Source organism: Psychrobacillus sp. FSL K6-2836, assembly GCF_038003085.1.
Taxonomy (GTDB): Bacteria; Bacillota; Bacilli; order Bacillales_A; family Planococcaceae; genus Psychrobacillus.
This window is the reverse complement of sequence record NZ_JBBOOM010000001.1, coordinates 411,310-437,978: the sequence shown is the minus strand read 5'-3', so window position 1 is coordinate 437,978 and position 26,669 is coordinate 411,310. Positions and strand designations below refer to the sequence as shown.

General features: G+C 31.3%; 23 protein-coding genes and 1 tRNA gene. 15 read left to right on the top strand and 9 right to left on the bottom strand.

Annotation, left to right across the window (positions count from 1 at the left end; genetic code table 11):
• Window positions 1–37: 37 nt before the first annotated feature.
• Window positions 38–259 (top strand): helix-turn-helix domain-containing protein, encoded by a 222-nt coding sequence (locus MKY37_RS02225; RefSeq protein WP_340773354.1) that lies wholly within the window; start codon window positions 38–40, stop codon window positions 257–259.
• A 390-nt stretch (window positions 260–649) separates the two neighbouring features.
• On the opposite strand, the gene MKY37_RS02220 is transcribed toward MKY37_RS02225, so the two are convergent.
• On the bottom strand, window positions 650–901 hold the full coding sequence (locus MKY37_RS02220; protein ID WP_340773353.1) for a helix-turn-helix domain-containing protein: 252 nt from the start codon (window positions 899–901) through the stop codon (window positions 650–652).
• Between the two features lie 15 nt (window positions 902–916).
• A complete protein-coding gene (locus MKY37_RS02215) occupies window positions 917–2,986 on the bottom strand; it encodes a hypothetical protein (RefSeq protein ID WP_340773352.1) in 2,070 nt (689 codons plus the stop codon).
• Between the two features lie 476 nt (window positions 2,987–3,462).
• Here MKY37_RS02215 and MKY37_RS02210 point away from each other — a divergent pair, with 476 nt between their 5' ends.
• From MKY37_RS02210 to MKY37_RS02200, 3 genes are read left to right on the top strand one after another with little or no spacing between them, the layout of a single operon-like run.
• Window positions 3,463–3,819, top strand: coding sequence for a hypothetical protein (locus MKY37_RS02210; protein ID WP_340773350.1), 357 nt, complete (start codon window positions 3,463–3,465; stop codon window positions 3,817–3,819).
• A gap of 60 nt (window positions 3,820–3,879) precedes the next feature.
• Complete coding sequence (locus MKY37_RS02205) at window positions 3,880–4,767, top strand: hypothetical protein (protein ID WP_340773349.1); 888 nt, start codon at window positions 3,880–3,882, stop codon at window positions 4,765–4,767.
• Window positions 4,652–5,512, top strand: a complete 861-nt coding sequence (locus MKY37_RS02200) for an ATP-binding protein (RefSeq protein WP_340773348.1) — start codon at window positions 4,652–4,654, stop codon at window positions 5,510–5,512. The genes MKY37_RS02205 and MKY37_RS02200 overlap by 116 nt, the downstream gene beginning before the upstream one ends.
• 409 nt (window positions 5,513–5,921) lie before the next feature.
• Here MKY37_RS02200 and MKY37_RS02195 read toward each other — a convergent pair whose 3' ends face one another.
• From MKY37_RS02195 to MKY37_RS02185, 3 genes are read right to left on the bottom strand one after another with little or no spacing between them, the layout of a single operon-like run.
• On the bottom strand, window positions 5,922–7,757 hold the full coding sequence (locus MKY37_RS02195; RefSeq protein WP_340773347.1) for a nuclease domain-containing protein: 1,836 nt from the start codon (window positions 7,755–7,757) through the stop codon (window positions 5,922–5,924).
• Window positions 7,741–9,771, bottom strand: coding sequence for an McrB family protein (locus MKY37_RS02190; RefSeq protein ID WP_340773346.1), 2,031 nt, complete (start codon window positions 9,769–9,771; stop codon window positions 7,741–7,743). Before MKY37_RS02190 ends, MKY37_RS02195 begins: the two co-directional genes overlap by 17 nt.
• Window positions 9,772–9,795: 24 nt before the next feature.
• On the bottom strand, window positions 9,796–10,836 hold the full coding sequence (locus MKY37_RS02185; RefSeq protein ID WP_340773344.1) for a hypothetical protein: 1,041 nt from the start codon (window positions 10,834–10,836) through the stop codon (window positions 9,796–9,798).
• Window positions 10,837–11,392: 556 nt separating this feature from the next.
• Between MKY37_RS02185 and MKY37_RS02180 the strand changes: the two genes are divergently transcribed.
• The 6 genes from MKY37_RS02180 (at window position 11,393) to MKY37_RS02155 (ending at window position 18,085) form a co-directional block, all read left to right on the top strand.
• Window positions 11,393–12,175: a DUF6414 family protein gene (locus MKY37_RS02180; RefSeq protein ID WP_340773343.1), complete on the top strand. Its 783-nt coding sequence runs from the start codon at window positions 11,393–11,395 to the stop codon at window positions 12,173–12,175.
• A complete protein-coding gene (locus MKY37_RS02175; RefSeq protein WP_340773342.1) occupies window positions 12,165–13,256 on the top strand; it encodes an AAA family ATPase in 1,092 nt (363 codons plus the stop codon). The genes MKY37_RS02180 and MKY37_RS02175 overlap by 11 nt, the downstream gene beginning before the upstream one ends.
• A 36-nt stretch (window positions 13,257–13,292) precedes the next feature.
• On the top strand, window positions 13,293–13,904 hold the full coding sequence (locus tag MKY37_RS02170) for a DUF1643 domain-containing protein (protein ID WP_340773341.1): 612 nt from the start codon (window positions 13,293–13,295) through the stop codon (window positions 13,902–13,904).
• Between the two features lie 121 nt (window positions 13,905–14,025).
• Window positions 14,026–16,059 (top strand): AAA family ATPase, encoded by a 2,034-nt coding sequence (locus MKY37_RS02165; RefSeq protein WP_340773340.1) that lies wholly within the window; start codon window positions 14,026–14,028, stop codon window positions 16,057–16,059.
• Window positions 16,060–16,440: 381 nt separating this feature from the next.
• Window positions 16,441–17,082 (top strand): hypothetical protein, encoded by a 642-nt coding sequence (locus MKY37_RS02160; RefSeq protein ID WP_340773339.1) that lies wholly within the window; start codon window positions 16,441–16,443, stop codon window positions 17,080–17,082.
• On the top strand, window positions 17,075–18,085 hold the full coding sequence (locus MKY37_RS02155; protein WP_340773338.1) for a hypothetical protein: 1,011 nt from the start codon (window positions 17,075–17,077) through the stop codon (window positions 18,083–18,085). The genes MKY37_RS02160 and MKY37_RS02155 overlap by 8 nt, the downstream gene beginning before the upstream one ends.
• Before the next feature lie 378 nt (window positions 18,086–18,463).
• Here MKY37_RS02155 and MKY37_RS02150 read toward each other — a convergent pair whose 3' ends face one another.
• A complete protein-coding gene (locus MKY37_RS02150) occupies window positions 18,464–18,793 on the bottom strand; it encodes a hypothetical protein (RefSeq protein WP_340773337.1) in 330 nt (109 codons plus the stop codon).
• 482 nt (window positions 18,794–19,275) lie between these two features.
• Between MKY37_RS02150 and MKY37_RS02145 the strand changes: the two genes are divergently transcribed.
• Complete coding sequence (locus MKY37_RS02145; protein ID WP_340773336.1) at window positions 19,276–19,473, top strand: helix-turn-helix domain-containing protein; 198 nt, start codon at window positions 19,276–19,278, stop codon at window positions 19,471–19,473.
• 85 nt (window positions 19,474–19,558) lie between these two features.
• Window positions 19,559–20,689, top strand: coding sequence for a site-specific integrase (locus tag MKY37_RS02140; protein WP_340773334.1), 1,131 nt, complete (start codon window positions 19,559–19,561; stop codon window positions 20,687–20,689).
• 107 nt (window positions 20,690–20,796) lie between these two features.
• Here MKY37_RS02140 and MKY37_RS02135 read toward each other — a convergent pair.
• Both MKY37_RS02135 and MKY37_RS02130 read right to left on the bottom strand, forming a co-directional pair.
• A tRNA-Val gene (locus tag MKY37_RS02135) sits at window positions 20,797–20,869 on the bottom strand.
• A gap of 275 nt (window positions 20,870–21,144) precedes the next feature.
• Entirely contained in the window at window positions 21,145–21,408 is a 264-nt protein-coding gene (locus MKY37_RS02130; protein WP_340773333.1) for an excalibur calcium-binding domain-containing protein, read from the bottom strand.
• 352 nt (window positions 21,409–21,760) lie between these two features.
• On the opposite strand from MKY37_RS02130, the gene MKY37_RS02125 reads away from it, so the two are divergent.
• The gene (locus MKY37_RS02125; RefSeq protein ID WP_340773332.1) at window positions 21,761–22,816 is read left to right on the top strand and encodes a nitric oxide synthase oxygenase; all 1,056 of its coding nucleotides are present in this window, start codon (window positions 21,761–21,763) and stop codon (window positions 22,814–22,816) included.
• Between the two features lie 48 nt (window positions 22,817–22,864).
• Here MKY37_RS02125 and MKY37_RS02120 read toward each other — a convergent pair whose 3' ends face one another.
• Window positions 22,865–24,064: a CynX/NimT family MFS transporter gene (locus tag MKY37_RS02120; protein ID WP_340773330.1), complete on the bottom strand. Its 1,200-nt coding sequence runs from the start codon at window positions 24,062–24,064 to the stop codon at window positions 22,865–22,867.
• A gap of 192 nt (window positions 24,065–24,256) precedes the next feature.
• Here MKY37_RS02120 and MKY37_RS02115 point away from each other — a divergent pair, with 192 nt between their 5' ends.
• Window positions 24,257–25,051 carry an ABC transporter ATP-binding protein gene (locus MKY37_RS02115; RefSeq protein ID WP_340773328.1) on the top strand — a complete coding sequence of 265 codons (795 nt, stop codon included), beginning with the start codon at window positions 24,257–24,259 and terminating at the stop codon, window positions 25,049–25,051.
• The gene (locus tag MKY37_RS02110) at window positions 25,044–26,666 is read left to right on the top strand and encodes a hypothetical protein (RefSeq protein WP_340773326.1); all 1,623 of its coding nucleotides are present in this window, start codon (window positions 25,044–25,046) and stop codon (window positions 26,664–26,666) included. The genes MKY37_RS02115 and MKY37_RS02110 overlap by 8 nt, the downstream gene beginning before the upstream one ends.
• Window positions 26,667–26,669: the final 3 nt, after the last annotated feature.

Here is a 26,669-nt window from a genome sequence, read left to right as displayed (position 1 = left end):
TCCTAACCTATCGACATCTAAACAAGGAGTAGAGTATATGTCAAATAATATTCATGATATTTTTAATTTACCAGATGAAGAGATTTTACATCCGGAAGACATTGCATTGATGATTAATATGCATGTCGAAAGTGTGCGAAGATGGTGTAGACAAGGTAAACTTCCATCATATAATTTCGGTAACAAATATGTAATTGTAGGTGAAGACTTTAAGACATTTATGAAGCGATCTAAAGTTAAAGCTAGATGGGAAAGATAAATGGGGAGCGTTAACGTAATATTGTCTTTCTTTAAGGAAAACAAAGTCGATTACTCATTGAATATTGTTCAACAAATAGTTAAGTTTCCCTGTCTATATTGTGGTTCAACTGTTGAAATGTGTACGTTAACAACATATTGGAATTGTGATTTTTGCAATGAAAACGGGAATTTACTGATACTAATCAAATACTTTAAAGAGGGTAATAAGTTAATCGCAAAAGTATACAACCCTAAAAAGGAACAACAAATAATAGGTAATAAATTTAAGTGTCTGACGAAAAAATTTCCCGCTCTCAAAAATGATTTAGTGGATATCGAAAATAGGGTAATGCAACTTATTATACATTATAAAAAAGAGCCTAAGTAATTTTGTTACTTAGGCATTTTTCTATTTTATTAAGTACCATCGATATAGAAAATTTTTAAGGTCTTTACCTTGAATTTTGTACTGACCACCTGGTGCATAAATACGGAGTTTACCTGTACGACACCAGCGCCTAACTGTTTCTGGATGAAGAGCTAATAATTCACTTATATCATTAGTGGTAAATAATAATTCATCGTCAATAATTTCAAAAATTCGAGGTAAGTCAACTTTATTAGTGTCATTTGTTGTGGTATGTGTATTGTAATTTTGCATTTGATACTTACGCCCTTAACTTATATTTAGTAGTTTATTTTTCTCTTTGTTTAACTTGGATACTTTAATGGTCCATTCTTTTACATCCATTGTTTTAGGTCTTTTCCTTAAATTAGCTAATTGATTGTCTATATCCTTAATTCTTTCAGCGATTTCCTCAGAGTAATCTACTTGATAACTATTTTCCTCATCTACAAATTCATTAATATTAGCCTTAATATATCCTTGTTTAATTTCCCATAACTGCAATTTATCTTTATCCCAGGGGAAATTTATTGTCAGGTCAAGAACTTTGTAGAAATCATCCTCAGAAATCAGAGCAGAATAGTATTTATCACCTGTCGATTCGAATGGTTTATGTCTCATCTGATATTGCGCGGATGTTTTTTGAATTCTACCATTTAAATATGGAACAGATAAAAAGGAATTAGAAATTAAATTGTTCATTGAATGTCTTGAAGATTTAAGTACAAATCGTTCTTGTTGCTCCTTAGATAAAAAAGTAAGAAGGGTTCTAATTCGAACAATAAAATCCTTTACAATAACATCGTATTCTCGGTTTGGGCTTGGATCATGTGGTCTAAATAAATAACCAAATCCTGTTTTATTTAATGGCCCCTGTTTTTTATATAGCAATTTAAGATAATTGTTTAGTTGATTAACAGTTTCTATCGGAATAAGAGTGCCGTAAATGTTGGAAGGTGAGCTTTCGTGTTTGGAAGCACTAGCTGGAAGTCTTAATAAGCCCCATCCTCTAGAATTTAATTTTAAGAATCCATTATTATCTAGAAGAAAATGTTCAATTCTTACATTTTGCATTTCTTCAGGTCTAACTCCAGTTGTGCAACCAAGTTGCCACATAGTTGCATATTTAATAGGATTCACTGAAATTGGATCACTTAAAATAAAATTTTTAATCTCTATCATCTGTATTGGAGTTAAAAAAGATTTATTAATCTTTGCATTTTGTGTTTCATACCAATTAGAGTTTCTATACGGGAACTGATCTAAAAACTGTTCTATACGTATCTTTAAGCCTTGAAATTCAAGGAACTTTTGTTGGCTAACAGTTGATTCAATTTCTAATTTTTGTAAGTGATAGTAATAAAATGGTCTAAGCTGTTTAAAAAAACTTGATAGTGTACTTTCTTTTCTTTTATTATAAAGGTAAAAATAATCCGAGTTACTTATATTAAGAATATTAAAAACATCTGGATTAAATAAATCTATTATATTGCTATTCAACTTTCTTCTAACAAATATATCTTCAGTGATATTACATCTTCCCGCGATAATTAACACAAAAGCTGAAGAAATTAATTCTTTCATCACAATTAAAGTTTTCTCTTTATTTACTATTTTGTTTTTTGAGCGATAGCCATTAAAGTTTATCGTTCCATTATTTCTTCGGTAATTTAAGTATTCTGTTATAACGTGTTGTTGTTGTTCATTTAGCAACATAAAAGACTGGATTTTTGAAGACTTTATAATGCCTGTTTTTTTCTGAAATTGTTCATCACGGATATAAGGTAATTTTCTAATGATTTCATTTTCATCGTATAAATTAGTGCCTTTTAAATGTTCTGGTTGTGGTAATAGGCCATTCTTTGCATAACTCAATAAAGTGTCTCTTGGCACAATTTTTGTTTCAATGATAATTGCTGAAAGAGTTTTATAGTTTCCTATTGTTAATTTGCGATTAAAAAAATAATTAAAATGGTTATTTTCTTTTCGTGTTGGAAATGTAACTCTAGGAATTTTTACATATTTACCATCCCAGAGACCTGATTCTGCTTGTTGAATTAAATTTTCATAAGTAATCGCTAAAAAGCCAGCCAGATGTCTTGCTGAAAGATACTTAGGATCACTTTGGAATTTATGATACTGATTTCTATTAGTTTGGTAAAAATTATTAATCCCTTCTAATAAGTCAATTGGTATAAAGGTTCTTCTTGAAGTTTTTCCTATTTTAGCAGCGAATTCATCTCTAGATATAATATAAGATACAATATGTTTACTTATGTTGAGTGTTTTTGCTGCCTCACTTTTACTTAATGTTTTATTATCCTGAATATCTTCTTTCATATTAGAATCATCCTCCTTATGATAACTAGTCTTTCCATATTAATATTTTAATAAACACATATAAAACACAGGACACAACAATTTAGACAAGAATGTCTCATGACATTTAAGCCTAATTTGTTTGTGCTTGTGTGTCATGTGTGTAAATATATTAGCAGTTGAATTTTAATATTTTAAGTCTCACAAGTTAATTCAAGGCCAGATATTTTATATTCTAAAAAATGCATTCCAAAAAACCTTCCAAATAATTTATTTGGAAGGTTTTATGTAATTTATTTGGGAATTTAGTTTACTTGCATTAATCCATTGAAGGAGCCACACTGCCTGTATTTTTTTCTTCAATAAGTAACTTACGCCAAACAATTTCCCCAATTTCCATAAAAAAGTTTTGCTAACCCTCTACGAATACAAAAAATACATAAGTATACTGTTTAAGCTTTTTAGTAAACCAAAGTCATCAAATATTAGGAGGTCATATGAAAGTAAACGAATTAACTCACAATGTAACAAAAAAATACGAACTTAATAATGGATCAGGATATGAAGAACCGGTAGATGAAGTGATTAATTATCCTTCTTTCGAATATAGTTCAGCTTTGAGGAAAGAGTTGCGTGAAAATGTAAAAGTTAATGATTTATTTGCTGCATTATTACAATTGCCAACTGAATCTAAAAAAGTTACAACGTCATTTAAAACTGATCAGGCAATCGTAAATAGAATGAAATTATTTACACAACAAACGCCAATACCAATCGGCAAATTATACTCTTTAGCTTTACATGAGTTTTTAGAGAAGTATGAACAAGGAATTTATGATTTAAAAAGTAAATAAAAGATGTAGTGGTTTACTAAAAGTAATCGAAATATCTATATATAGAGGAAAGGAAATAAAGTGAAAGAGAAAAAATTAAAACGTGCAGTAATTAGAGAAGAATTAATAGCAGTAACAAAAAATTTGTTTGGAGCAGTTATATTAAATCAGTTGCTCTATTGGACTAAAAGAGTTAAAGATTATGAACAATTCGCAACGGAAGAGATAAATCGTATTCAAAACCCTGATGAAAATATGAATCAGAACTTGTTATATGGATGGATTTACAAAAAAGCGGATGAATTACGAGAAGAGACGATGCTTTGTTGTAACGAAAATACCATCCGTAATCATTTGAAGATGTTAGTTACCAAAGGTTATTTAGACCAAAGAAATAACAGTAAACACAAATGGGATAGAACGTATCAATATCGAGTGAATCTAAAGAAATTAATGGAAGATTTGAATACTTTACAGTTTCACCTTGAAGGATTTGAAACGTTTTACCGTAACTCAAATTTTGAGGTTCGAAGTATTGAAGATTTTGGAACAATACCAGAGATTACTTCAGAAACTACTCCAAAGAATACTACAAATCTAATCAAAAGAACGAAGAATGATATTGATAATGAAAAGGTAGCCCAACTTTTCTTAAAATTAAGCAAGCGAAATGAACTAACAAATAACGATTTAAAAGCTATCAAGCGTATTTTAAAAATGGGCTATGGAGTTGAAAAGATTTTAATATGGACGAAAGAATGCTTTGAGAATTACCAACCAGTAAAAGGAATTGAAGGAATATGGGCCTTCAACTATATAGCAAAATTTATTGAACAACAAGGAGAAGATACTAATGAAAACAATGGAAGAAATATTACAAGAAGTACCACAGAAACACATTTTGAGCAATCACAACAAGAAAGTAATGACAACGGAAGATGGCTGGGAGATACTGAATGCGACTTCTAAATGTCCCTATTCATTGTGCGATGGAAATGGATCTATGCATATTGTAAAAGAGAAAGCGGAGTTACTAAGAGAATGTAAATGTAACTTTGAACGCAGACAAAAAAATAAAATTAAGTCTGCTAAAGTACCTCAAGAATATTTTGATGTGACAGTTGGTTCATATAATATTGAGTTATATACTCAACAAAGTAATACAGATAAAGCAATGATAGCAAAACGTGTAGCAGTCAAATACGTGGAAAACTTTGAGAATATGCTACAAAGGGGAAAGGGATTATTTTTATATAGTGAAACGAAGGGAAGTGGAAAAACACGTTTAGCCATTAGTATCTTAAATGCTTTAATTCGAAAATATCAAGTAAATGCTTTATATATATCTTCTGTAAATCTATTAAACGAAATTAAGCAAACTTTTCAAAGTGTTGAATCTATTGATACAAGTCGTATAATTCAAACTTTTAAGGAGGTGCCGCTCCTAGTAATCGATGATTTGGGTGTTGAAAAGGTATCAGATTGGTCTGAAGAAATGTTTACACAAATATTAGATGAGCGTATGAGTAATTATCGACCAACAATTATCACATCGAATTTTAGCATTTCACAGCTATCTAAAAAATATAAGATGGGCCGTGTTAATAATCGAATAGAGAAAATGGCATTTCCAATTGCAATGCCAGAAGAAAGTGTCCGATCAAAACTCGCTAAAAAGGAAAATGATGAAATTGCAAAACTATTTTTTGAGTAGTGAAATTATGGATTACAAATTGCAAATATTTATTAATATATTTTCTTTGTAAGATAAATGTTATATCTATTTGGAAAAATAATAGTCAATAAAGTACACGGTGTAAAAAATGTAATGACATTATAGCTTTAAATTTATAGATAAAGTATTACAAAGGCTGACAAAGTTATCGTAAATTGAGATAATTGATGAATTTAAAAATGTGTCTGAGGTATGGCAACTAAAAAATGGTGTAGCAAACTAAAAGCTACATTAGTAGGAGGAATCTCAAAAAAAGGATCTGTTCTATGTTATTAGAACAGATCCTTACATATATATGCACATCAACATCTCGTATGTTACCATTTCCACTTTGTAAATGTTGGTAAGATTAAATTGAAAAACTTATATTACTAACTTCTTTTCTTTTCTATATAAACAATTCATATTTTAATGCTTCAAAGATGAGATTTTCAATCTTTTCTGAGTCATCTCCTGGACTATATGGTACTTTGGTCAGCCAGTCTTTCTTTATTATTTCTTTATTACTTTTGTTATTATTAATTGAATTTGGAAAGATGACCCAAACTCCGGCGATAGGTGTCTTATTGCGTGAGATTTTATCAGGAACGATATAATCTTTTGATTTACTCACAAATTCACTATCGAATTTAGAGTAATGAAGTAATTGTTTATATGCTTTCCATTCGTTATTATAATCACTAACTCCCAAATTTCCTATAGCTGTCGCTGGTCTATATTTAAAGTCTATGATAAAACTTGCTTCATAGATATCATTTTCATAGAAATCAATTCGTGTATCAGGTCTGTTATTTGGAAAGCGTGAGTATAATGGGTCATCGAATGTTGTTGTTTTTCTATCATAGGAAATAGGCTTATCGTAAACTAAGTTTATGGTTTTGTTTCCGGCACCTTGGAGTGATATTATTGTACCCTCTTCGAGTAAAGGAACTTGCCAAGTGGTGAATATTTCTTTGTCGTCATAAATCCAACCTTTTACGGGCTTGAAATTTAAAGTTGGAGATTGAAGAGCTTTTAATAATTTTATGAATCCCCACATTTCATACAATTTATCCGTTCTTTTCCACCGATATGAAAAGTCGGCGTTTAACTGAATTGTTTGTTTCGTGTTTTTTAATTCCCGTGAAATTTGATGTAAAAATCTATATCGACCGTCTAAATGAAGACCAACTGCATTACTGGATGTCCCATTTACTTCTTTGACCCAATCAGATTGGAGTAGAAAGTTAAAAGCATTATATAATTTTTTCATTTTTAATCTATTTTCTCTTAGAGATTCAATTTGTTTAAGGTAAATTGTTCGTTCATTTTCAGGTCTTGGGTATTTACCACCGCTAAGTCTGTTTGTATCGTATTCAATGTGCGGAATCATTTGTTCTGTATATTGAATAGCAGTGCGAGTCACTTTTTTTAAATATCTAACAATTTCTACTAGAATCTGATTCTCTGGAAGATTTCTAGTAATCAATCGCTTAGGTACTAATAATCTTTTCTTTACATCCATTTGCTTCAAGCGATGTTTTACAGTTTCTTGATCAATAATTCTAGCTTTAGAACTGTCTTCTAATTGATAATGATTGATAACCTTAGATCTAGGTGTAAGCTTAATTTCATTTACAATTGGAATTATTTTGTTACAGTTTTGCGCCAATATTAGTAATTGACTAGAAATAGATTCTTTTTTTTCTAGTTCTTTATCCATTTTAGTAGAAGATTCATTACTCACTAGCATATGAGCTAAATTCTCAATCATTTCTTCTATTTCTTCTCTCATTATACCTAACTCAACATCTGTAATTTGTTTTGGATTAACCTTGATATAGGCATAGTATTTTTCAGAACCACATGTAACATATATCTGGTAAGTACCAGGAACAAACGGATAATAGTCTGTATTTGAACTATTAGTAGAAGAGTTTTTATAAAGAATAATAGGTTCAAAAGATTCTTCAATATAAATATTTCCATTATCATCTTCTTTACATATAGAATTTTGGTAATAGTCTAAGGTATCCATATATATACGTGCATTATTTTCGGAAGAATTAAATTCCATTATAATATCTCTGTTTTCGGTAATAGGAATCATTAAATCTTCTGAAACAGTATTCATCATTTTAGTTGTAAAAAAATATTCGCTGTAGTCTACCATTTCATCTTGAAATTCATTTACAAAGCTGCTTTTAATTTTTTCTTGAATTTTAAATTTAAATGGTATGTCCATAAACTTGTAACTCCTTGGCTAAATTAAGTATTCTTAATCTTGAATCATCAAAATTTGAAATCTCACTATATTGATCAAACAAACGAATTAGAGAGCTGTCTATAACTTGGTTAGAACTTCCATCATATACACCTACAATAAATGAGAGTTGATCCTCACCTCCACGTATTTTTGTAAGTATACGTTGAAGAATTTGGAGATCGATTGCTTTTTCACGCGTAAGTTCATTGTTACTAGGTAAACATTGTAAATAATGATCTATTTGTCTAACTATTCTAAAACCAATTCCTAACTGGTTATTTGCACTTTGTAAAAGTTCATGAACGTCCCATAGGAAATCTAATTCACTGTCCTGTAAGAGAAATTTATTTTCCTCTATAGAAGACGGGCGTGTACCAAAAAATTGTGTTTTCGTAAAAGCTGCTGAGCCAATACTATCAGCAACATTTGATTTTTCAGCTGATTGTGCAACTTCTTTAAACTTTCGAAGTTTGAGATGAATTACATTAGCCCTATCTAATACTTTGTCTGAAAAATGATATGTTGATTCATCTAAATTTACAGTTCCTACAAATAGGACATTATCAGCTATTTTAACAGTGTCAGAGTATTCTCTAGAATTGTATAAGCGATTTTGATAATCTTTGTTGTATAAGGTAATTCTTCGCTGATCTTCGCTAACTTCTTCTAATACTGAAAGAAATTGAGAAAAATAATGCTCTACACGAGCCAAATTCATCTCGTCAAAACAAACAATATGGAGTTGATCTTTGTTTTCGTCTTTATTAGCTTTGATGAGAAAATCAATTAAACCAGAATCGCCAGGTCGGTAAATATTATTTAAAACATCTAAATAACCTAATAAATCACTATCATCTTGCCAAAATGGTCTAACTGGAATCTTTTTATAATTTCCTCTATCTGCTAATCCTAGAGCTTCTGCATAACAGTTTACAATTTTAGATTTTCCAGTTCCACTCATTCCAGCTAAAATCACTAAATTTCCAGTTTTCATAGAGGTGTGAAAATTGTAAAGATCTTCATCCGTATAAAATAAACCATGACTCTCTGCAATCATTTTAAAATTAAATAAAATCTTTTGCTCAACTTGTTCAGCTTCTCCCTGAACTTTTTCTAAGTGATTATTAGTTTTTTCTTGAATATTATTATTTAAAAGTATTTCATCCTTTTTCTTTTCGTCAGATAGTTTTTTTTCATTTTTTCTTAATGTCTCCCTAATAGGATTTGATGCATGTTTTTCTATAAAGAAACAAGTCAACTTTTCCAAATTTTCTTCATTGCTTTCTACATTGCTGTAATTACTATACAAAAAGTCGTCATCTTCAATAATAATTTTGTTTGCCTCGTCCGAAAAAGAAAAGGAAAAGGAAACGGGACTATCGTCATTATTAATATCATTTAGAGGGCCATATGCAAAAACCTTTTCTTCACTTTCTTGTAAAATAACGTAGGGAGGAATAAATGAGTCTTCGAACATTAATGCATCAAACCTTGTGTTATCAATATACTCACGTAACTCAGTAATCTTAGCACCACTTTTTAATAAATCAATAAACTGATTTACATCGGAAACTTTAAAGTAAGGAATTGTATCGAACTCTTGTTCAGGTGAAAAATCCTTATCTTTTGTAGTAAAGACCGGATTAATAACATTATAGTATCCATCATTATACTCAAGCTTAAAAATTACTATAGACTTACTAAAATCTTGATATAACTGTTTTCTTTTCTCTTGTTTTGACGAATTTCTATATTCAGAATGTGCATATTTATATCCACTACGCAACCGAGTATCAAGTGCTTTTACTACGTTTCCTAATCGATTCAATTCGGTCTCTATGCGGTCCGGAACCTTTGATAAGATTTTAATATTTACCTTAAATCCACTCGCCCCATCGTATAATGGATCTTGACCACTTTTCATTTCTCCAGGACTTGCTAATCTTCCTAAATAATAATTACCGAAAATTTTGTTTTCTGTCTGAATATACACTTTGTATCAATTCTCCTTATTAAATTAATGGACTAATTTACTGTAATTTTTTTTATCAATATTTACTTTATTGCTATTGGGGTTTCTTTGTAATTGTCTTTTTTCTTTAGCTGATAGTTTATCTTCGACACACCAATATTCTTCGTAATCTTCATTAAACATATATGTAGAAATATCTTTATTGAAATATTCAAATTCGTGAGTATCAGTTTTCTGTGCGTTCAAAGGTAAATCTCCAAAAACCAAAACTCTAACTTTCTTTCTTTTATTTTCTATTACACTTGACAAGACATTTTTTTCAAGTATATTATTTATTTCTGTTTTTTCATTCTTATCTTTTTGCAATTCTACTAATTGATTTTGAAGAATGGTATTTTTTTCATTTAGTAAAAGTAATTTTGCTTTAAATTCTATCCTCTCTAAATCTAAAACATCTGAAGATTCCTCCATATCTTTAATATAACTATCTTCCATTTTTTTAATTTCATTTGTATATTGAATAGTCATATGATTGTATTTTGTTTCTAGAGTATCAAACTTTTTTTGCAGGCCTTTGTGGGCTTTTGTTATAATACTAATTTCTTTTTTTAGATCCCTAATTTCTTCTAATGCTTTGGCAAGTTCGACTTGATTGGTGTCGATGACTATTTCTTTAATAACTTCTTCTGGTTGCAAATTTATTATTTCATTAGCTCTAGAATTATTTTTAGAGACTAAATACAAAAGAATATATAAGAAACCATGTTCTTTAATTTTTTCCTCGTATTTTCCTTTTTCGATATTATCTAAAGCATCTAAATGCGATGCTTTATTATTCATATCTTTATTTAGATCAGGAATGAGGGTCTCAACATAATAAGCAACTATAGCTTTTTGAATATTAGTCTTATTCAGGCTGTTATTCAGCAGGTTTAAGACAATTTTCCATTGACTTTCTTTGTTAATTAATTGGCTTTGGATATTTCCTATTCTTACATTTTTTCTTGTGAGTATTTCTTTTTTTTGCTTTTCGTCTAGTCGATTAATCAGGAATTTCCATATATTAATATCAATGCCCTTACTCATGTCGTCCTCCTTTGTAAAAATAATTACCTAACTTTAAATGTGGAAAATCCAAAAGGAAAATAATACTATAATAAGTACATTACTTATGTTACTATTTTCCTTTTCCGAAATATATAGATTTCTCTCTTTAATTTAAATATTCGTAAATTAGTTTTAAGTTGCTCAGTTCTAATGGAGGATATTGTATTCGAGGGGGAAAATTTCGGAGAAGTTACGCTAGAATCTGATCACTAGGGAAGCTGTAAAGGGGGGGGGAACCTAAACGTTTGTTATAAGCGGTATAGCGATGGTTAAATAAATTAAATGCTCTTCCATCGAGCCTTAGTATCCTATTCATGAAGGCAATGTTTTAATATAATCAAGCATTATTCGTAATATTATCTTTATTTACTGGAATAGTGTTTTTAAATTCATTTAGTTAAGTAGTAGTAGTAGTAGTAGTAGTAGTGGTTAATACCTGAAAAATAATATTGTGATCGATCCATGATGTATACTTCTAGAAAGTAGTTAGCTATTATTTTCACCACAATTAAATATAGAAAGGGAGTTTTAATAAATGCGTAAAATAATATATTTTGATGAAGGTTCAGCAACAGATATTCTGCTAATTGAATATGGAGGACAAATTTCCTCAATTGACGAGAGCAATGGGACAGTTAGTCTGAAGGGTGAAGCAGGTGGAGATCTTTCAGCTGGAGCAAGTACTGGATTTTTAAATATCGTTAAAGCAGCATTCAATACAAAAGTAAGTGCTAATGTTTCTCATAGCAAAGATACACTGGCCACTAAAACAGTCACAAATACAATTTTAACTGATTTTGTTACTTTGAAAGAAAAATTAGTGGGGAACAAAACAATTGAGATACTTGAAGGATATAAAGTTACAGCTCTAAAAGATTCTTTTGCATTTATGAAGATGTATGCACCTTATATGAAAATTTTTAGAGAAGGTTCAGAAGCAATAGACGAACTTAGAGATCTTGACCTACAAAATATTGATGAAATTCTTACAGCAGCTAAAGGATACTATGAAATGGTTGCTTATAAAAATCAAACGGAAATAGTTCTTCGTTTTAACATTAATGCTTTTAAAAATGCATACATGTTAACCGACTTACCCAAAATGAACTTAACCTTTATTGCAATAGAGGTTGGTGATTGTAATAAAGAAGAACTTATTATGCAGAATGAACTTTCAGGTGATTCTCCTTCCATTGAATCATTGAATATACACGCTATTATGGGGAATAATTCTTCCATCCAATCTGGTGCAAATACAAAGTTAAAACTATATGATGTTATTTTAGCTGGGATAGGTGAAATTCAATATGAAAATTAATATTATCTACGGACCAATGAAAGAATTTAACTCGAAAATTCCAACTGAAGATACTATAAGTCTTTCAGAGATGGTCAGATGGAGTGATGCTAGGCGCTCTAATCCAATTGAAGATGAATTAATTGGTACTTATAATTCTCTAACGGTTACTACTGAAGAATATGGTGGAGTAACAGATGCATTTATCGAAAGATTTATCATCAGTATTTTGATTTACCAAAATTATTTAGGGTATACAGAAATTTACCTTCATAATCCACCTACCCGTATCTATGATCAAATCCATATTTATAATGATCATTTTGAACTTTCGATTCAGTTTTCATCCTACCCAAAGACAACTAAAGATGCTCTTAAAGAGATCAAAGGAAATTTTGATAAAAAAATACTAGGTCAATCTCAAGTGAAAATAGAGATTCTTACAGCACTTTATGATTTAACAAATAATCATGACTCTAAACCAAAAATAATTATGCTGTACGGTCCTCCCGGAGTAGGTAAAACCGAAACTGCACAATTCATAAATCAAGCTATTAACCAAGATAATAAGCTTTTAAGAAAACAATTTTCTATGTTTCATAACGATAGTTTTTACAGCTATATATTCGGAGATAGAACTAATTCATTTGCGAAAGATTTAATAGATAGAGAATCAAATATTATTTTATTAGATGAATTTGATAAGTGTAACAAGGTTTTCTTTAGTGCCTTTTATCAGTTATTTGATGAGGGAATCTATGAAGATAAATATTATAATGTCAACTTAAAAAATGCAGTAATTCTATGTACTTCAAATTATGTATCAGAGCCTGATATCAGAAAAAATCTAGGAGAAGCAATATTCTCTCGATTTGATGCTTTTATAAGTTTTCAACAATTTTCAAATGAGGTAAAAGAACAATTGATTGATAAAATTTATAACGAAGAAATCGCTAAATATTCAATAGAAGAAATTGAAATTATTTCAACAATTAAAATTCCAGATTTATTAAAACAACACTTATCTGCTATAAATAATGCACGTGATATAAGAAGATATCTTAAACAAATGATTGCTACACCCTTGATTGACTATATTTAGTTACAAAAGAAATTATTACAAAGAAGGAGGGATTATATGGCTAAAGAATACCCATCGTATGTGAAAGTTTCTGAAATGATTCCAATAAAGAAAACATACTATAGAAATCTTTTAAAGTTTGATAATAACCTTCAATCAAATAATCAAAACACGGTAGTAATAATGATGAATCCTAGTGCAGCGGATGCTAATTATTCAGATGATACTGTCAACAAAGTAATTCATGCTTTGAGTACAATCTCTCAAACAATTTATATATTAAACTTATTTCCATTCTATGAACCCGACTCTAAAAAATTAGGTGATTTGGTTCAAAAAAAGAATAACTTGCAGATAATTAATCAAAATGAAGCAGCAATCTCTAAAGCAATAAAAAGTGCAGATAAAATAATTTTTGCATGGGGAGATGTTCCGAAAGGGCTACCTGCTAAATTACATAACGAACGTGTGAAAGCTGTAATTAAGATTATAGAAAAGCGAAATAAGGAAAATTCACTTTATGTGTTCAACTATGGCAGAAAAAAATTTCTTAAATTTATTTCTAATAAAAAACGACCACTTCATCCTAGTAGAAAAAATATTCATAGCTTAAAAAGTATTAAATCGTATTATTTTAGCCGAAGTTTATTGCGCTTGGAATTTTATTAATAACACAATGGATTTATAAAATTCAACTTATGAAGGATGGAGAACCACATTCTTAAATTCATTTGAATATTTGCCCTAAAAAATATCGACATAAAAATATGAATAAGGATCTGGTGATGTAATGATTTTGGGTGTATTTATTAACGGTTTTAAATCTTACGGACAAACTGCATATATACATTTATGTAAAAATGATAAATATAAATTCACAACAATTGTAGGTAAAAACGGAACTGGAAAAAGTGCGATTTTAGAAGCCTTAAATTGCTATTTTAAACAAGGAGTATGGAATTCTAATAGAAATAGTAAAAATAAAGAAGACATGTTTATCTCTCCTGTATTCCTTATAGAAAAAAACTCAATAGAACAATGGTTGAAAAGCTCTCCTGAGTTTAAATCAAAATCTCAAGATATAATAACTGGATTAGAAAAGGTTAGTAAGTATCTTTGGGAAGAGGCAAATGAGACATTCAAAGGCGCTACAAGAAGACCATATATAAAGGAATTCTTTAAAGAAATTGACGAACTTAAACGGAGATATTCTAATACACATTATTTATTAGTGATAGGAAGAAACGTTGATTCTAAGGGTACTAGTAAACCTTTCTCATCTATAGTAAAAGAATTTGGAGAAATAACATTAGATCAAGTTAATAATGTCATTGAAAATTACTATAACTATATTTATATTCCTGTAGAACAGCAGGCACGGTTAACGCTTAGAATTGAGAATATACAAATGCAAAAAGTAATGAATCAAAACGTTATATCAAAGATTGAAGAACTCTTAAAGGAGAAATTGAGAGTAGATGATAAGAATCAATCTTTTATAGACCATGTAAATGGTCAATTAAATGTATTTATTGAGGATATAAATAACATTATTAAATTAGTGAACCCAGATTACGAATTTAAAGCAATAAGAAATAGAAAGCAAAATTTAACAGCCTCAGATATAGTAGATAATATTTTGGAAGGATATTTTTCTAAGAGAACTTTAAAAAGTTCCCAAAAAGAGATTGAAGAATTGAGTTCTGGTGAACAACGCAGAGCAATGATTGATATAATATATGCATTTCTCAAAAATAGAGGAAAAGAAGCAGAAGCTAATGGTAGAAATGTAATATTAGCAATTGATGAACCAGAAGTTTCACAAGATCTTACAAATTGTTTTGATCAATTCGAAAGATTGGAAAGGCTTGCCAATGATTTTGGAAATCAGGTTATGGTAACAACACATTGGTACGGTATTCTACCAGTAATAGAAAATGGAACTCTTTTACATTTATCTGAAACTGAAGATTCGAGTTATAAGAATAAATTTTCAACTTTTGACTTCTATAATTATCTTGATAATCAAGAGTACTTCCCAGATGAGATTACACTTAAAAGTATTTATGATTTGGCAATAAGTCTCTCAACATACATTAGGAAGGAATCCTCCAAACATTTAATTTTATGCGAAGGAGGAACCGATAAAAGGTACTTAGAGACCTTATTAGATACTAATAAGGTTAGAATTCTGCCAGTTGGAGGAATTAATAATGTAAGAAATATCTATAATCTATTAGTAATGCCACTGAAAATTGATAAGAGAGCCAACAGTGTAAAAAAAGTTCTTTGTCTAACAGACACAGATTCGAATTTAATTAATAACTCAGATTTAGGGAAAGATCCGTCTGGAAATATTCAATTGAAACGACTTCAAATAAATACTAGTAGTAATAGGTTAGATTTGATGAGTTTTGATAATTTTAACCCAAGTGCAGCATATACGGTTACTAGGATTGAAGATGTTTTAGATCCCAAAATATATAAAAAGGTAATAGAATCTGTTATAGAAGAATATAAAAAGGATTATGGGGATATTGCATTTGATGAATATGAATTAAATGAAGATTCAATGTTTACTAATCTTAAAGGAGATTCACATTTTATATTTTGTAAAACTAATCAAGCAAATAAAAATAAAAATGAATTTATTTCATTTATCGAATCTAAAAAAACACTTTTATCCTTCAAATATGTAGAAGAAGTTAATAGTGCCTTAATATCAGAGGGAAGTTCTCAAATACCTCCAGTATTTATTAGTATAAAAGACTTTTTTAAAGAGGATGTATTAAATATTCCATCATCGTTATCTATATTACAGTAATAAATTATAATATATTAGTACCAATGCCTCTACCAACAAAATTGTTTAGAACTAGTATGTAGACAAGAACTTTTAAGATTTGCTTTATTCTAGGTAGGGTTATCCAGCGATTTCAGTGGAGAAGCACTTAATATATGATGTGTTTTTATAATCTAAAAGCAGTTTTAGTTTGTGTGATGAATCAAAAAGAAACCAGTATTATTTTTGGAGAGTGCGAAAATACCCCATTATCGCACTCTTATGTATTAAGAGGACTTATAAATAATCAATGAGAGTTTTGGTGAAATGGATAGACTAATTTATTTGTATGATAAAGACAACATTTCTTTAATTAGTACCTTAATTTGAAAAAAATGCATCTCTATGGGAAGGTAATGACCTTTGGATAATCAACTAAAAAAAAGATTGAAAAAATATTTAACTCACAATAGTGAAACAAGGTTTCAAAAACTATTCAATAGTCTTTTGGTATATAATAGGCCAAAAGAAGTAATAGAAGAAATATTTAATTCTAACAAACTTAAAAATTTGTATCATAAATCAGAATTCTATCATCTAATAGATCGATTGCTGGAGGCTGATTACTTTTTGAAAAAACACCTAAAAAGTAATCAAAACGATATGAAGGCATGGGTGAATTTGCAATATATTGCCTCTAAAAGAGGTGATTTTTATACATCAAAATATGCACTTGAACAATTAACTCAATTAAAAGTAGATGAGGTTGTACATTTACGTGCTTTAATTATCCATTTTATTGCTTTTGGTAGAAAAAATAATATATTAACTATAGTTCGGCAGTTAAATAAACATAATAATTTAGATTCCTTTACCTTAAATATTATTTATGAAGCACTTATTGAAACAAAGGATATAAAAATTTTAAATATATTAATCAAGCATAATTTTGGACGGGAACTTTTGTTAAACGCTTCACCACGTGATTCAAATCGTATCCGTTCTATTATTTTGCTAGAGCTTTGTACAACATTAAGTTTGATTGGGGAAAAACAAAATGAGTGATTATTTAATTTGTCGTTTACTTAGCGACAAGGGTTTAGTAGTACCAAGTTCAATTGGATATGGGGATACTGAAGTGAGAAGCTTTGCTTTACTATTTCCTAATGAAGTAGCACTAATAAAAGAATCAATCGATAGTTTCGGTGAGGAAATTAATTTAAATATAGCTCCTATAATCACCACCATTGTAAACGCAAGAAATGTGCATGAAGCTGATTATTTAGCTGAGATAAAATTTCAACAAGTATTAGATTGTCAAAATGCGGAAGTTACTTTGGGTGAGGTGCTTTTATTTAAATCAGGATTTATAAAGAATATAGATACTGGAAAAACTAGCACAAGGTTAAAGGGAAATTCAATTGGACGGTATCCTATGTTCCAAGTAATGGATAGGTTTATACCGAAAATAAATCGTACTCAGTACTTATTTGCAGTAAATGAATCAGAATTGAAATTAGCAATTCAGAGGTCATATCATTGGCTAAGGAGAAGTAGAAATGAGGTAGATCCTCATCTTAAATGTTTATTTTTATGGTTTTCAATAGAATGTTTAGCTAAGGTTGGAGAAGAAGATATAACAGGGAAAATAATGCAGGCATTTGGTTTTCCGTTAGGAAGAATTGGATTATACATATCTACTGAAAAAATCAAATCTTTAAAAAATCATTTTGAATATGACTCAATTAGAAAAAAAACAGAAAATCAATTAACACAAATTAGGGAGTTAAGGAATAAAACGGTTCATGAGGGGTTTCGTTCTTGGGATATACCAATAGATACTTTGAAAGGATATATAAACATACTTTCCATAGCGGCTCCAAGAGTACAAAATTTCGCAATGGTAGGTTTGGAAAATAATATTGAAACGTTGATGGACATGTGGGATTATGTTCCGGTTATATTTGAAGTCATAGTTAATGTAAATGATTTTCATGGGAATGTGTTATATATGCTACAAAATCACCTTCCACTTCAGGAGAATTATATTATATTTAAACAAATATAAGGTTCCGGTATTTAATTAAGGCTGTATAAAAATACTAACTAAGTATTTATAATTAAGTGGATGGCGTTATATCACAAAGGGAATCACACTGGATAACATTAAAAAAATAAGACACCTTTTGAAACAAAGGTGTCTTATTTTTGACATTCAGATTACACTAACCCTGTTTAAGTTACCCAATATAGGTTAAATAGATAAATACTTTTACTCAGGAATCTTTATAAGCTCTTTCTCCCGCATTCTTTATATTTCATTGCCAAACCAACGGACTAAAGAGGAATATGCTTTTTTAGCATCATGATCCTTACCTGTGTTCGATCAATGTAATTTAGGATAAGCTCTTCATAGTTGTCACTGTTCTTGGATTTAGTGAGGCCATCATCGAAGCAATACCTTGAGTATGAAATTGATTCGCTGCTGTTCCTTGAGTGGGTTTATTAGATCATATATATCATTAGAATTGCGGATCTCCCGAAGGAGTCGTTCATATTCCTCCGCTTCACCTTCTTTTAAGTATATATATGTTTTCTTTTCAGCAACAATTTTCTCATATCTCTCAGGAGTGGTGCCAGTAATTTCAAGAATTCCATCTTTTGAAAGACCATGCTCAATTAGTTTCCTAACAGTCGTCTCTAAATTCAATACGTAGGTATCCTTTTCATATATTACTTCATTAATTTCCTCAAGAAGTTTTTCTTGTTTCTTCATTAGATAACGAATGTCCTCAAATTGTCTCTTTAATTTATTATTTATATATTGAATTGAAGCCACAATCTAAAGCTTTCATGCTTTTAAGTCTAATTGTTATAGTTCTAAATTTGCTAACGCAATCCAGTGAAAAACGGTAAATTAGCGTTAAAGATGGTACACCTTATATTCAGTAAAACCTTGATATACCGCACTCTCTGCACCCATCGTTAAAGATATTACACTCTTTCACCTTACGGGCGACATGATGTAACTAGTCCTGAAATTAAAGCATATCTAGGGCAATCAACTCTTAGTTAAAAATTTCTTTTAAAAAAATTAAAAAAGAACTTAGAATATCAAAAATAATAAGATATAATCTTTAAAGTTTAATATTTAATTCCATTAACAAGCGAAAACCGCAGGGAATATAACCACTTAATTTATTTTGGTGGTTATGTTCTACTGCGGTTTTTCTTTTCCGAGGGGAGTGACATGTAAATATGCACAAAAATGTTGAAGATTATCCAATGATTTTGAACGCCGAACATATAGCTGAAATTTTGATGATTTCCAAACCAACTGCTTATGAACTAATGGAACAGACTTCATTTCCATTAATCCGTATTGGTCGAAGTAAACGAGTTTTGAAGGATAAATTTTTTAACTGGCTTTCACAGCAACAGGTATGCGGCTTATAAAATAGGAAGTAAGTGGTCAAAATGAAATTAGATCACTTGCTTACCTTTATTGATACACAATATTAAATGGAGGTTAGGAAGAATAATGAGAGGCAGCGTAAAAAAGAGAGGGACATGGGGTTACGTAGTGGATATAGGAAGAGATCCTTTTACTGGTAAACGTAAACAAAAAACACAAGATGGTTTTAAACGCCAAAAAGATGCACAAGCAGCTCTTAACAAAGTGCTTAATGAAATTGATGTACAAGGATATATAGAACCAAGTAAAGAAATTTTTTCCTCTTTTATTGAAAGTTGGTTTACATCTCACTATGAAAAACGAATTAAAGAAACCACGGCAGCTAATATCCAATCACTAATTAATAAACACTTAATAAGAGAAAATCCATTTGCTGATAAACCTTTATCAAAAATTACGACAGAAGATATTGATGCTTTTTATAACCTTAAAATTGATGAAGAGTATAGTTCTAGTTATATTCGTAAAATGCATCAAATACTAAATCAAGCATTCAATCAAGCAGTTAAATGGAAAAGAATCAAATACAATCCAGTGATTGATGCTGATCCACCTGCTGTGACAAAAGAAGAGATGAAAATTTGGTCTTATGATGAAATCAATACGTTTCTTGAACACTGTAAAGGGGAAAGACATCATTTAACTTTCTTACTTGCGATTTATACAGGATTGAGACGAGGCGAGATTTTAGGGTTAAAATGGAGCGATATTGATTTGGTAAATAAAATGATTCGTGTTCAACGTTCGTTAGCATATATTCCAAAAAAAGGTTATATTTTAACGTCAACTAAGACTCGGAAATCCAATCGAATCGTTCCAATTTCGGATATGGTTGTGAATGAGTTAGTTAAATACCGAAAACAACAAGAAATTTGGAAAGAGCAACTTAGTGAACAATATCTGGATGAAGACCTTGTGATATGTACGGAAACAGGATCAAAACAAGATCCTCGAAATGTGTTACGAGCGTTGAAAAGGCTGATTACCACTTCAAACGTAACCCATATTCGATTCCACGATTTCCGTCACACACACGCATCCATTTTAATTTCTAAGGGTGTTGATGTTGTGAAGGTGTCAAAACGTTTGGGACACGCTAATGCTAAAATAACCTTAGAAACATATGCTCACCTCGTTCCAGATGAAGGTAATGATTTAGCAGATGTTTTTGAAAAAGCACTGGAAAAAATCTCGTGAGCAATCCGTGAGCATTTGCAAAAATCCGAGGTTTAGTAAAGGAATTGTTCCGAAAGAAAAAACCCGTAAACGTTGTTATATCAACGTTTACAGGATTATGCAAATGATGGTCCCGACTGGTCTCGAACCAGCGACCCCCACCTTGTCGAGGTGGTGCTCTCCCAACTGAGCTACAAGACCGAATTAAGGAAAACATAAACAATTGTTGCTCTAATGTTCATAATTATAAATATACTATATAGAAGGGTATTAGTATATACCTAAAATTTTTGGTTTAGCAGATAACTCATAAACGAGGCAATCAGCATCTTAAAAAGGGAAAAGAATAATAACCTTGATTGGCTAAATGCCTTTCAAGGTTATTTTATTGGTATATAAAAAAGTAGAAAATGGAACCTGGCCAAGAATATTTATTAAAATTATTAATAATCTATTCTTAAGTTCCTGTCTTATAATTATCTCTCACATGCAATGCCATCTTTATCACGGTCGCTTTTAATGTTAGCTTCATAAATTTCCTTTGATACAAATGGAGTATATTTTGTTTTTCCGCCTTTATTTTTTATATTTGCGGCTTTAGAGACTCCACCTTTATATGTTTTATTTAACTCCTTGCAGTTTGCGAATGTTTTTGATGCTGCGTCTGTCGTGGTTGGTGAAATCGTAGAAACACCCAATAGCAATGTTGCAGAAAGTAAAATTACTGAAATCCTTTTCATGGTAAATCCCCCTTAAAATTTTGCTTAGTAATTAGTGAAGTTAACTGTATCTATAGACATGCGTAAAAACTACTATATAAGATTTATAAAAAAGAGACATAGACAACTATATCTCGTTCTTCCAATCTTAAAGGTTCCTTTAACTTCGAGCAAATTTTCAAAAGTCGAAGTAGATGAACCAGAATATTCAATGTTACCTAAATTTTAACATAACTCAGATGGTTACGTATAAAGCTATTGTTCTGATACAAATTTTTTCTGTCATAAATTCCTCACAACTAACCTAGTTCTGGCACTTGTCTGTGTCTGCTCCATTCTACTAAGATGGAGTGATAGGGGAGGTGCTGCGATTATGTTAGAGGAGGCACAAGATTTTATTCGCCTTTTTTATAATGAAACTGGCAAAGCGGAACAAGAGATGTTCACGCGGTTAATAGAAATAGAAAATCAGATTAATACAGTAGGTAGCTACGAACATACCACAGAAGAGTTAGAATTCGGAGCCAAGGTGGCATGGCGTAATAGCAATAAATGCATCGGACGCTTGTTTTGGCAAAGCCTTACTGTTTTCGATAAACGAGATATACATACTGAGGACGCTATATTTGAAGCGCTCCTTGCGCATATGCAGTTTGCGACAAATGAAGGTCGGATTAGGCCGACCATTACAATATTTTCACAAAAGGATATACGCATTTGGAATCATCAGCTAATCAGATATGCGGGCTATGAAACGGAAGATTGGATTATTGGGGATTCCGATTCTATAGATTTTACGAAAAAATGTGAGGAGCTTGGTTGGAAAGGGAAGAGAACCAATTTTGATGTACTGCCACTAGTCATTCAAGTAAAGAATCATCCGCCGAAACTATTTGATATTCCTGAGCAATATATTTTGGAGGTGCCGATTCGTCATCCGGAATATGACTGGTTTGAGGACTTACAATTGAAATGGTATGCAGTTCCGATGATTTCAAGTATGAAGTTAGAAATTGGAGGTATTACTTACGCTACTGCTCCGTTTAATGGATGGTATATGGGTACGGAAATTGGTGCACGCAATCTGGCAGATGAATATCGCTACAATATGTTACCTGCAGTTGCAAGATGTATGGGATTAAATACAAAATCTAATGCTTCTCTTTGGAAAGACCGAGCTCTATTGGAACTAAATGCAGCTGTGTTATATTCCTATAAAAAAGACGGTGTTAGTATTGTAGATCATCATACTGCAGCGCAGCAATTTAAGAAGTTTGAAGAAATTGAAAAGGATGCAGGTCGTAACGTCACAGGTAATTGGACATGGCTTATTCCACCAATGTCACCTGCTACCACGCATATTTTTCATAAGCCATATAATAATGAAAAAGTAACGCCGAATTATTCCTATCAACCATCACCGTATTAAAAAAGAAGCATGATTTCATGCTTCTTTTTTACATGTCTTCAATTCTTGTTAAACTTCCTCCGAAACATATCTATCTCTTCCTGCATGCATGCCAGCAAAAAATAGGAGAGCGACCGTGACCATAAATAATATCATTGGTGTATGCCAGCTGCCCGTTTCATCGTGGATAAATCCGAAGAATACTGGACCAACTGCTGCGAGTAAATATCCGATTGACTGAGCAACCCCTGATAAATCAGCTGCTTCCATAGGAGTGCGAGATCGCAGTGAGAAGAACATCATCACAAGACCGAAAGATGCACCTCCACCTAAACCAAGTGCAATCATCCAAAGTAGTGTAAGAGAAATATCTCCAAATAATAATCCGGTGAAACCAATTAGATAGAAAATCGTAAAGAACAAAACAAGTATTCGCTGATCCTTCAGTCGCCCTGCAAGAATTGGGATAAGGAAAGTCATTGGAAGCTGAGCAAATTGCATAATGGAAAGCATCCAACCAGACTTTTCTGCATCCATTCCTTGTGTTTGGAGAATTTCAGGAATCCATGCGGCAGTTGTATAAAAAATGAGCGATTGTAGCCCCATACATAAAGTGATAGTCCAAGTTAAAGGTGATCTTAAAATAGATTTAGCTTTTTCCGCATTAGTTGTAGGACTTGCGACAACTATTTGTTTTTTCTTGATCTGAGGTAACCAAATGATACATGCGATTATCGCAAGAATTGCCCAAAAACCGAGTGCACCTTGCCAACCATATGCAGTCCCATCTGCTATTGGAAAGCTGATACCTGCGCCAATACCGGCAGACAAGTTCATGGAAACGGTAAATACTCCCGTCATTAGACCAATCTGTAAAGGAAATTTCAGCTTTATGAAGCTTGGAAGTAATACATTACCAAAAGCTATCGCAACTCCTATTAAAGCAGTGCCTAATAGCAGGAAGGATGATGTTCCAATTGAGCGAATAACAATCCCGACTGCCAATAATAGTATTGCCAGAAAGAGTGTCATTTCCATCCCGTAACGTCGTGCAATCTTTGGGACAAAAGGAGAGACGATTGCAAATGCTAAAAGTGGAATCGTAGTGATAAATCCTGCTAAAACATTCGAAATGTCTAATCCATCTCGAATGTACGAAATAATTGGTCCTACAGCGGTAAGCGGTGCACGTAGTGTAGTGGATATGAAAATAATTCCAATTATTAATAGAACAATTGTTTTTTTATTCGTTTCATTATTAGTTAACAAGTAAATTCTCTCCTTACGAGATTATGTAGTCTAGCTTTAGAAAATGCTACACCCTTTGTCCTCGAAGTTCAATAGATAGATGTAGAAAGATATTTCTATAATAAAATAATGGAATATTAAGAGTATTGATATGATAAAATAGATATGTAAATATTTACAATTCGAGAATGATTTATACATAGGGGGATTAAAATGACTGTAAAGAAAGTATTATCTTTAGTGGGTGTATCTAAAAGCTTTGGAAATAAACAAGTGCTGAATGGTGTTAATCTAGATGTATATGAAGGTCAAATTATTGGATATATTGGGCCAAATGGAGCTGGCAAAAGTACAACTGTAAAGTTGATGCTTGGACTTATAGATGGCTATACGGGACTTATAGAAATCTTTGGTGAAAATATTCTCAAAGGAGATTTTTCCTATAAAAAGCGGATTGGCTATGTGCCAGAGACAGCCGAGCTTTATGAAAATCTTACCGCATTCGAATATCTTTCCTTCACAGGGGAGCTTTACGGATTAAGTAGTGAGGAAGCGGAGAAAAAGGCTTTCGGATTGATGAAGGAATTTGGTTTAGATGCTGTATTTCATCAACGAATTTCCTCTTTTTCAAAAGGGATGAAGCAGAAGGTATTAATCATTTCGAGTTTGTTACACGATCCGGATTTATTGTTTTTCGATGAACCGCTTAGTGGTTTAGATGCGAACAGTGTGATGGTTATAAAAGAGATACTTGCTAAGCTTGCGCAGCAAGGGAAGACCATTTTTTATTCTTCTCATATTATGGATGTTGTAGAGAAAATCAGCAACCGAATTGTATTATTAGTAGGTGGTCAGGTAGTGGCAGATGGAACTTTTGAAGAACTGAAAATGCAAAACCAGGAAGGATCCTTAGAAGATATCTTCAATCAGTTGACTGGTTTTAATGAGCATGCGGAAATTGCAGAGAGATTTGTGAATTTAGTTCGTGGAGGCAACGACTATGAATGATTTTGCATCACTTAGAGTTTTAGATCGTTTTAGGCCAATTTTTCAAAAGTTGGATATAGACTATGATGTGATGCGTTTGATTTTACAGCTGAAGCTGACGATGGATAGCAGAAGGATGCCAGCAATCTTTAGTGGTTCCAATGTAAAAAAAGAAGGGAACCAGTTTCTTAAATCCTTATGGATGTATGGGTTATTTGGCATTCTCTTTTTAGTTCCTTTTCTATTTTTAGGTAATGAGTTTCTTTTCTCTCTTACTATCATGTTTAGCTCGTTGTTTATCATTTTAATGACTTCGATGGTTTCTGACTTTTCCGCTGTTTTACTTGATATAAGGGATAAAAATATCCTTCATCCAAAACCTATTAGTGGAAAGACTCTAAATGCAGCGAAGATTACTCATATTATGATTTATATGGTTCTTTTAACTGGTTCGTTTGTAATCATTCCTCTAATTGTAAGCATATTTAAATTTGGAATTATATTTGCACTATTGTTTTTCATAGAAATAGTATTTATTAGTAGTTTGGCTGTAGTATTGACGGCCTTTGTTTATTTGTTTATCCTTCGCTTCTTTAGTGGTGAAATGCTAAAGGATATTATTAACTATGTGCAAATTTTTTTAGCGATTGGAATGGCGGTAAGTTATCAATTAGTTGGGCGAGTGTTTCAAATAGTTAATATTGAAATTACGTATACCTTTGCTTGGTGGCATACGTTACTGCCACCTTTTTGGTTTGCAGCTCCTTTTGAATTGATCTTAAATAGAGATAATTCCTTGCATATTATTATTCTATCTTTGCTCGCTATTTTAGCGCCAATTATTGCGATTGCGATATATATTCGCCTTATGCCGTCTTTTGAGCGAAATCTATCTAAATTACAAAGTGATACAAATAGAACGAAGAAGAAAAATCATTTGCTACAGGGTGTTTGGGCAAGAATTTTATGTAGAACTAAAGAGGAGCGTACCTTTTACAAATTTGCTTCTCTTATGTTAAAAGAAGAAAGGGAATTAAAACTTAAAATATTTCCGATATTAGGTTTTTCGATTATTTTTCCTTTTATCTTTTTATTCAACACGTTAAGCACTGGTTCTTTTGAGGACATGAGAAGTGGAAATTCTTTTATGGTCATATATTTTGCGTTAATTATGATTCCATCCGTTGTTCAAATGCTGGAGTACTCTGGTAACTATAAAGGGCAATGGATATTCTACGCAGCTCCTATTAAAAATAAATCGATTGTATATAGTGCAGCTCTAAAGGCAAGCATTGTGAATTATTTCGTACCAATTTTAACAATGCTAGGTGTAATATTTTTCTGGATATTTTCTTTTCGAATTCTTTTGGACCTAGTAGTCGTCCTTCTAGCTGCCATTTTGTTAACATTAGTATCTTATGGGATTTTTAATAAGGGGAAGTTCCCTTTTATTAGCTCACATGAGCATACACAAACTAATGCGTTTGTTAAAGTTTTTGGTAGTATGTTAATAGTAGGATTAATGGCAGCAATACACGCTGTCGTTTTAATCATTCCGAATGGTTTGCCAGTATATGCAGTTTTATTGCTAATAAGTAATTTTCTAGGTTGGAAATTAATGTTTGCGAGAGGATGAAGA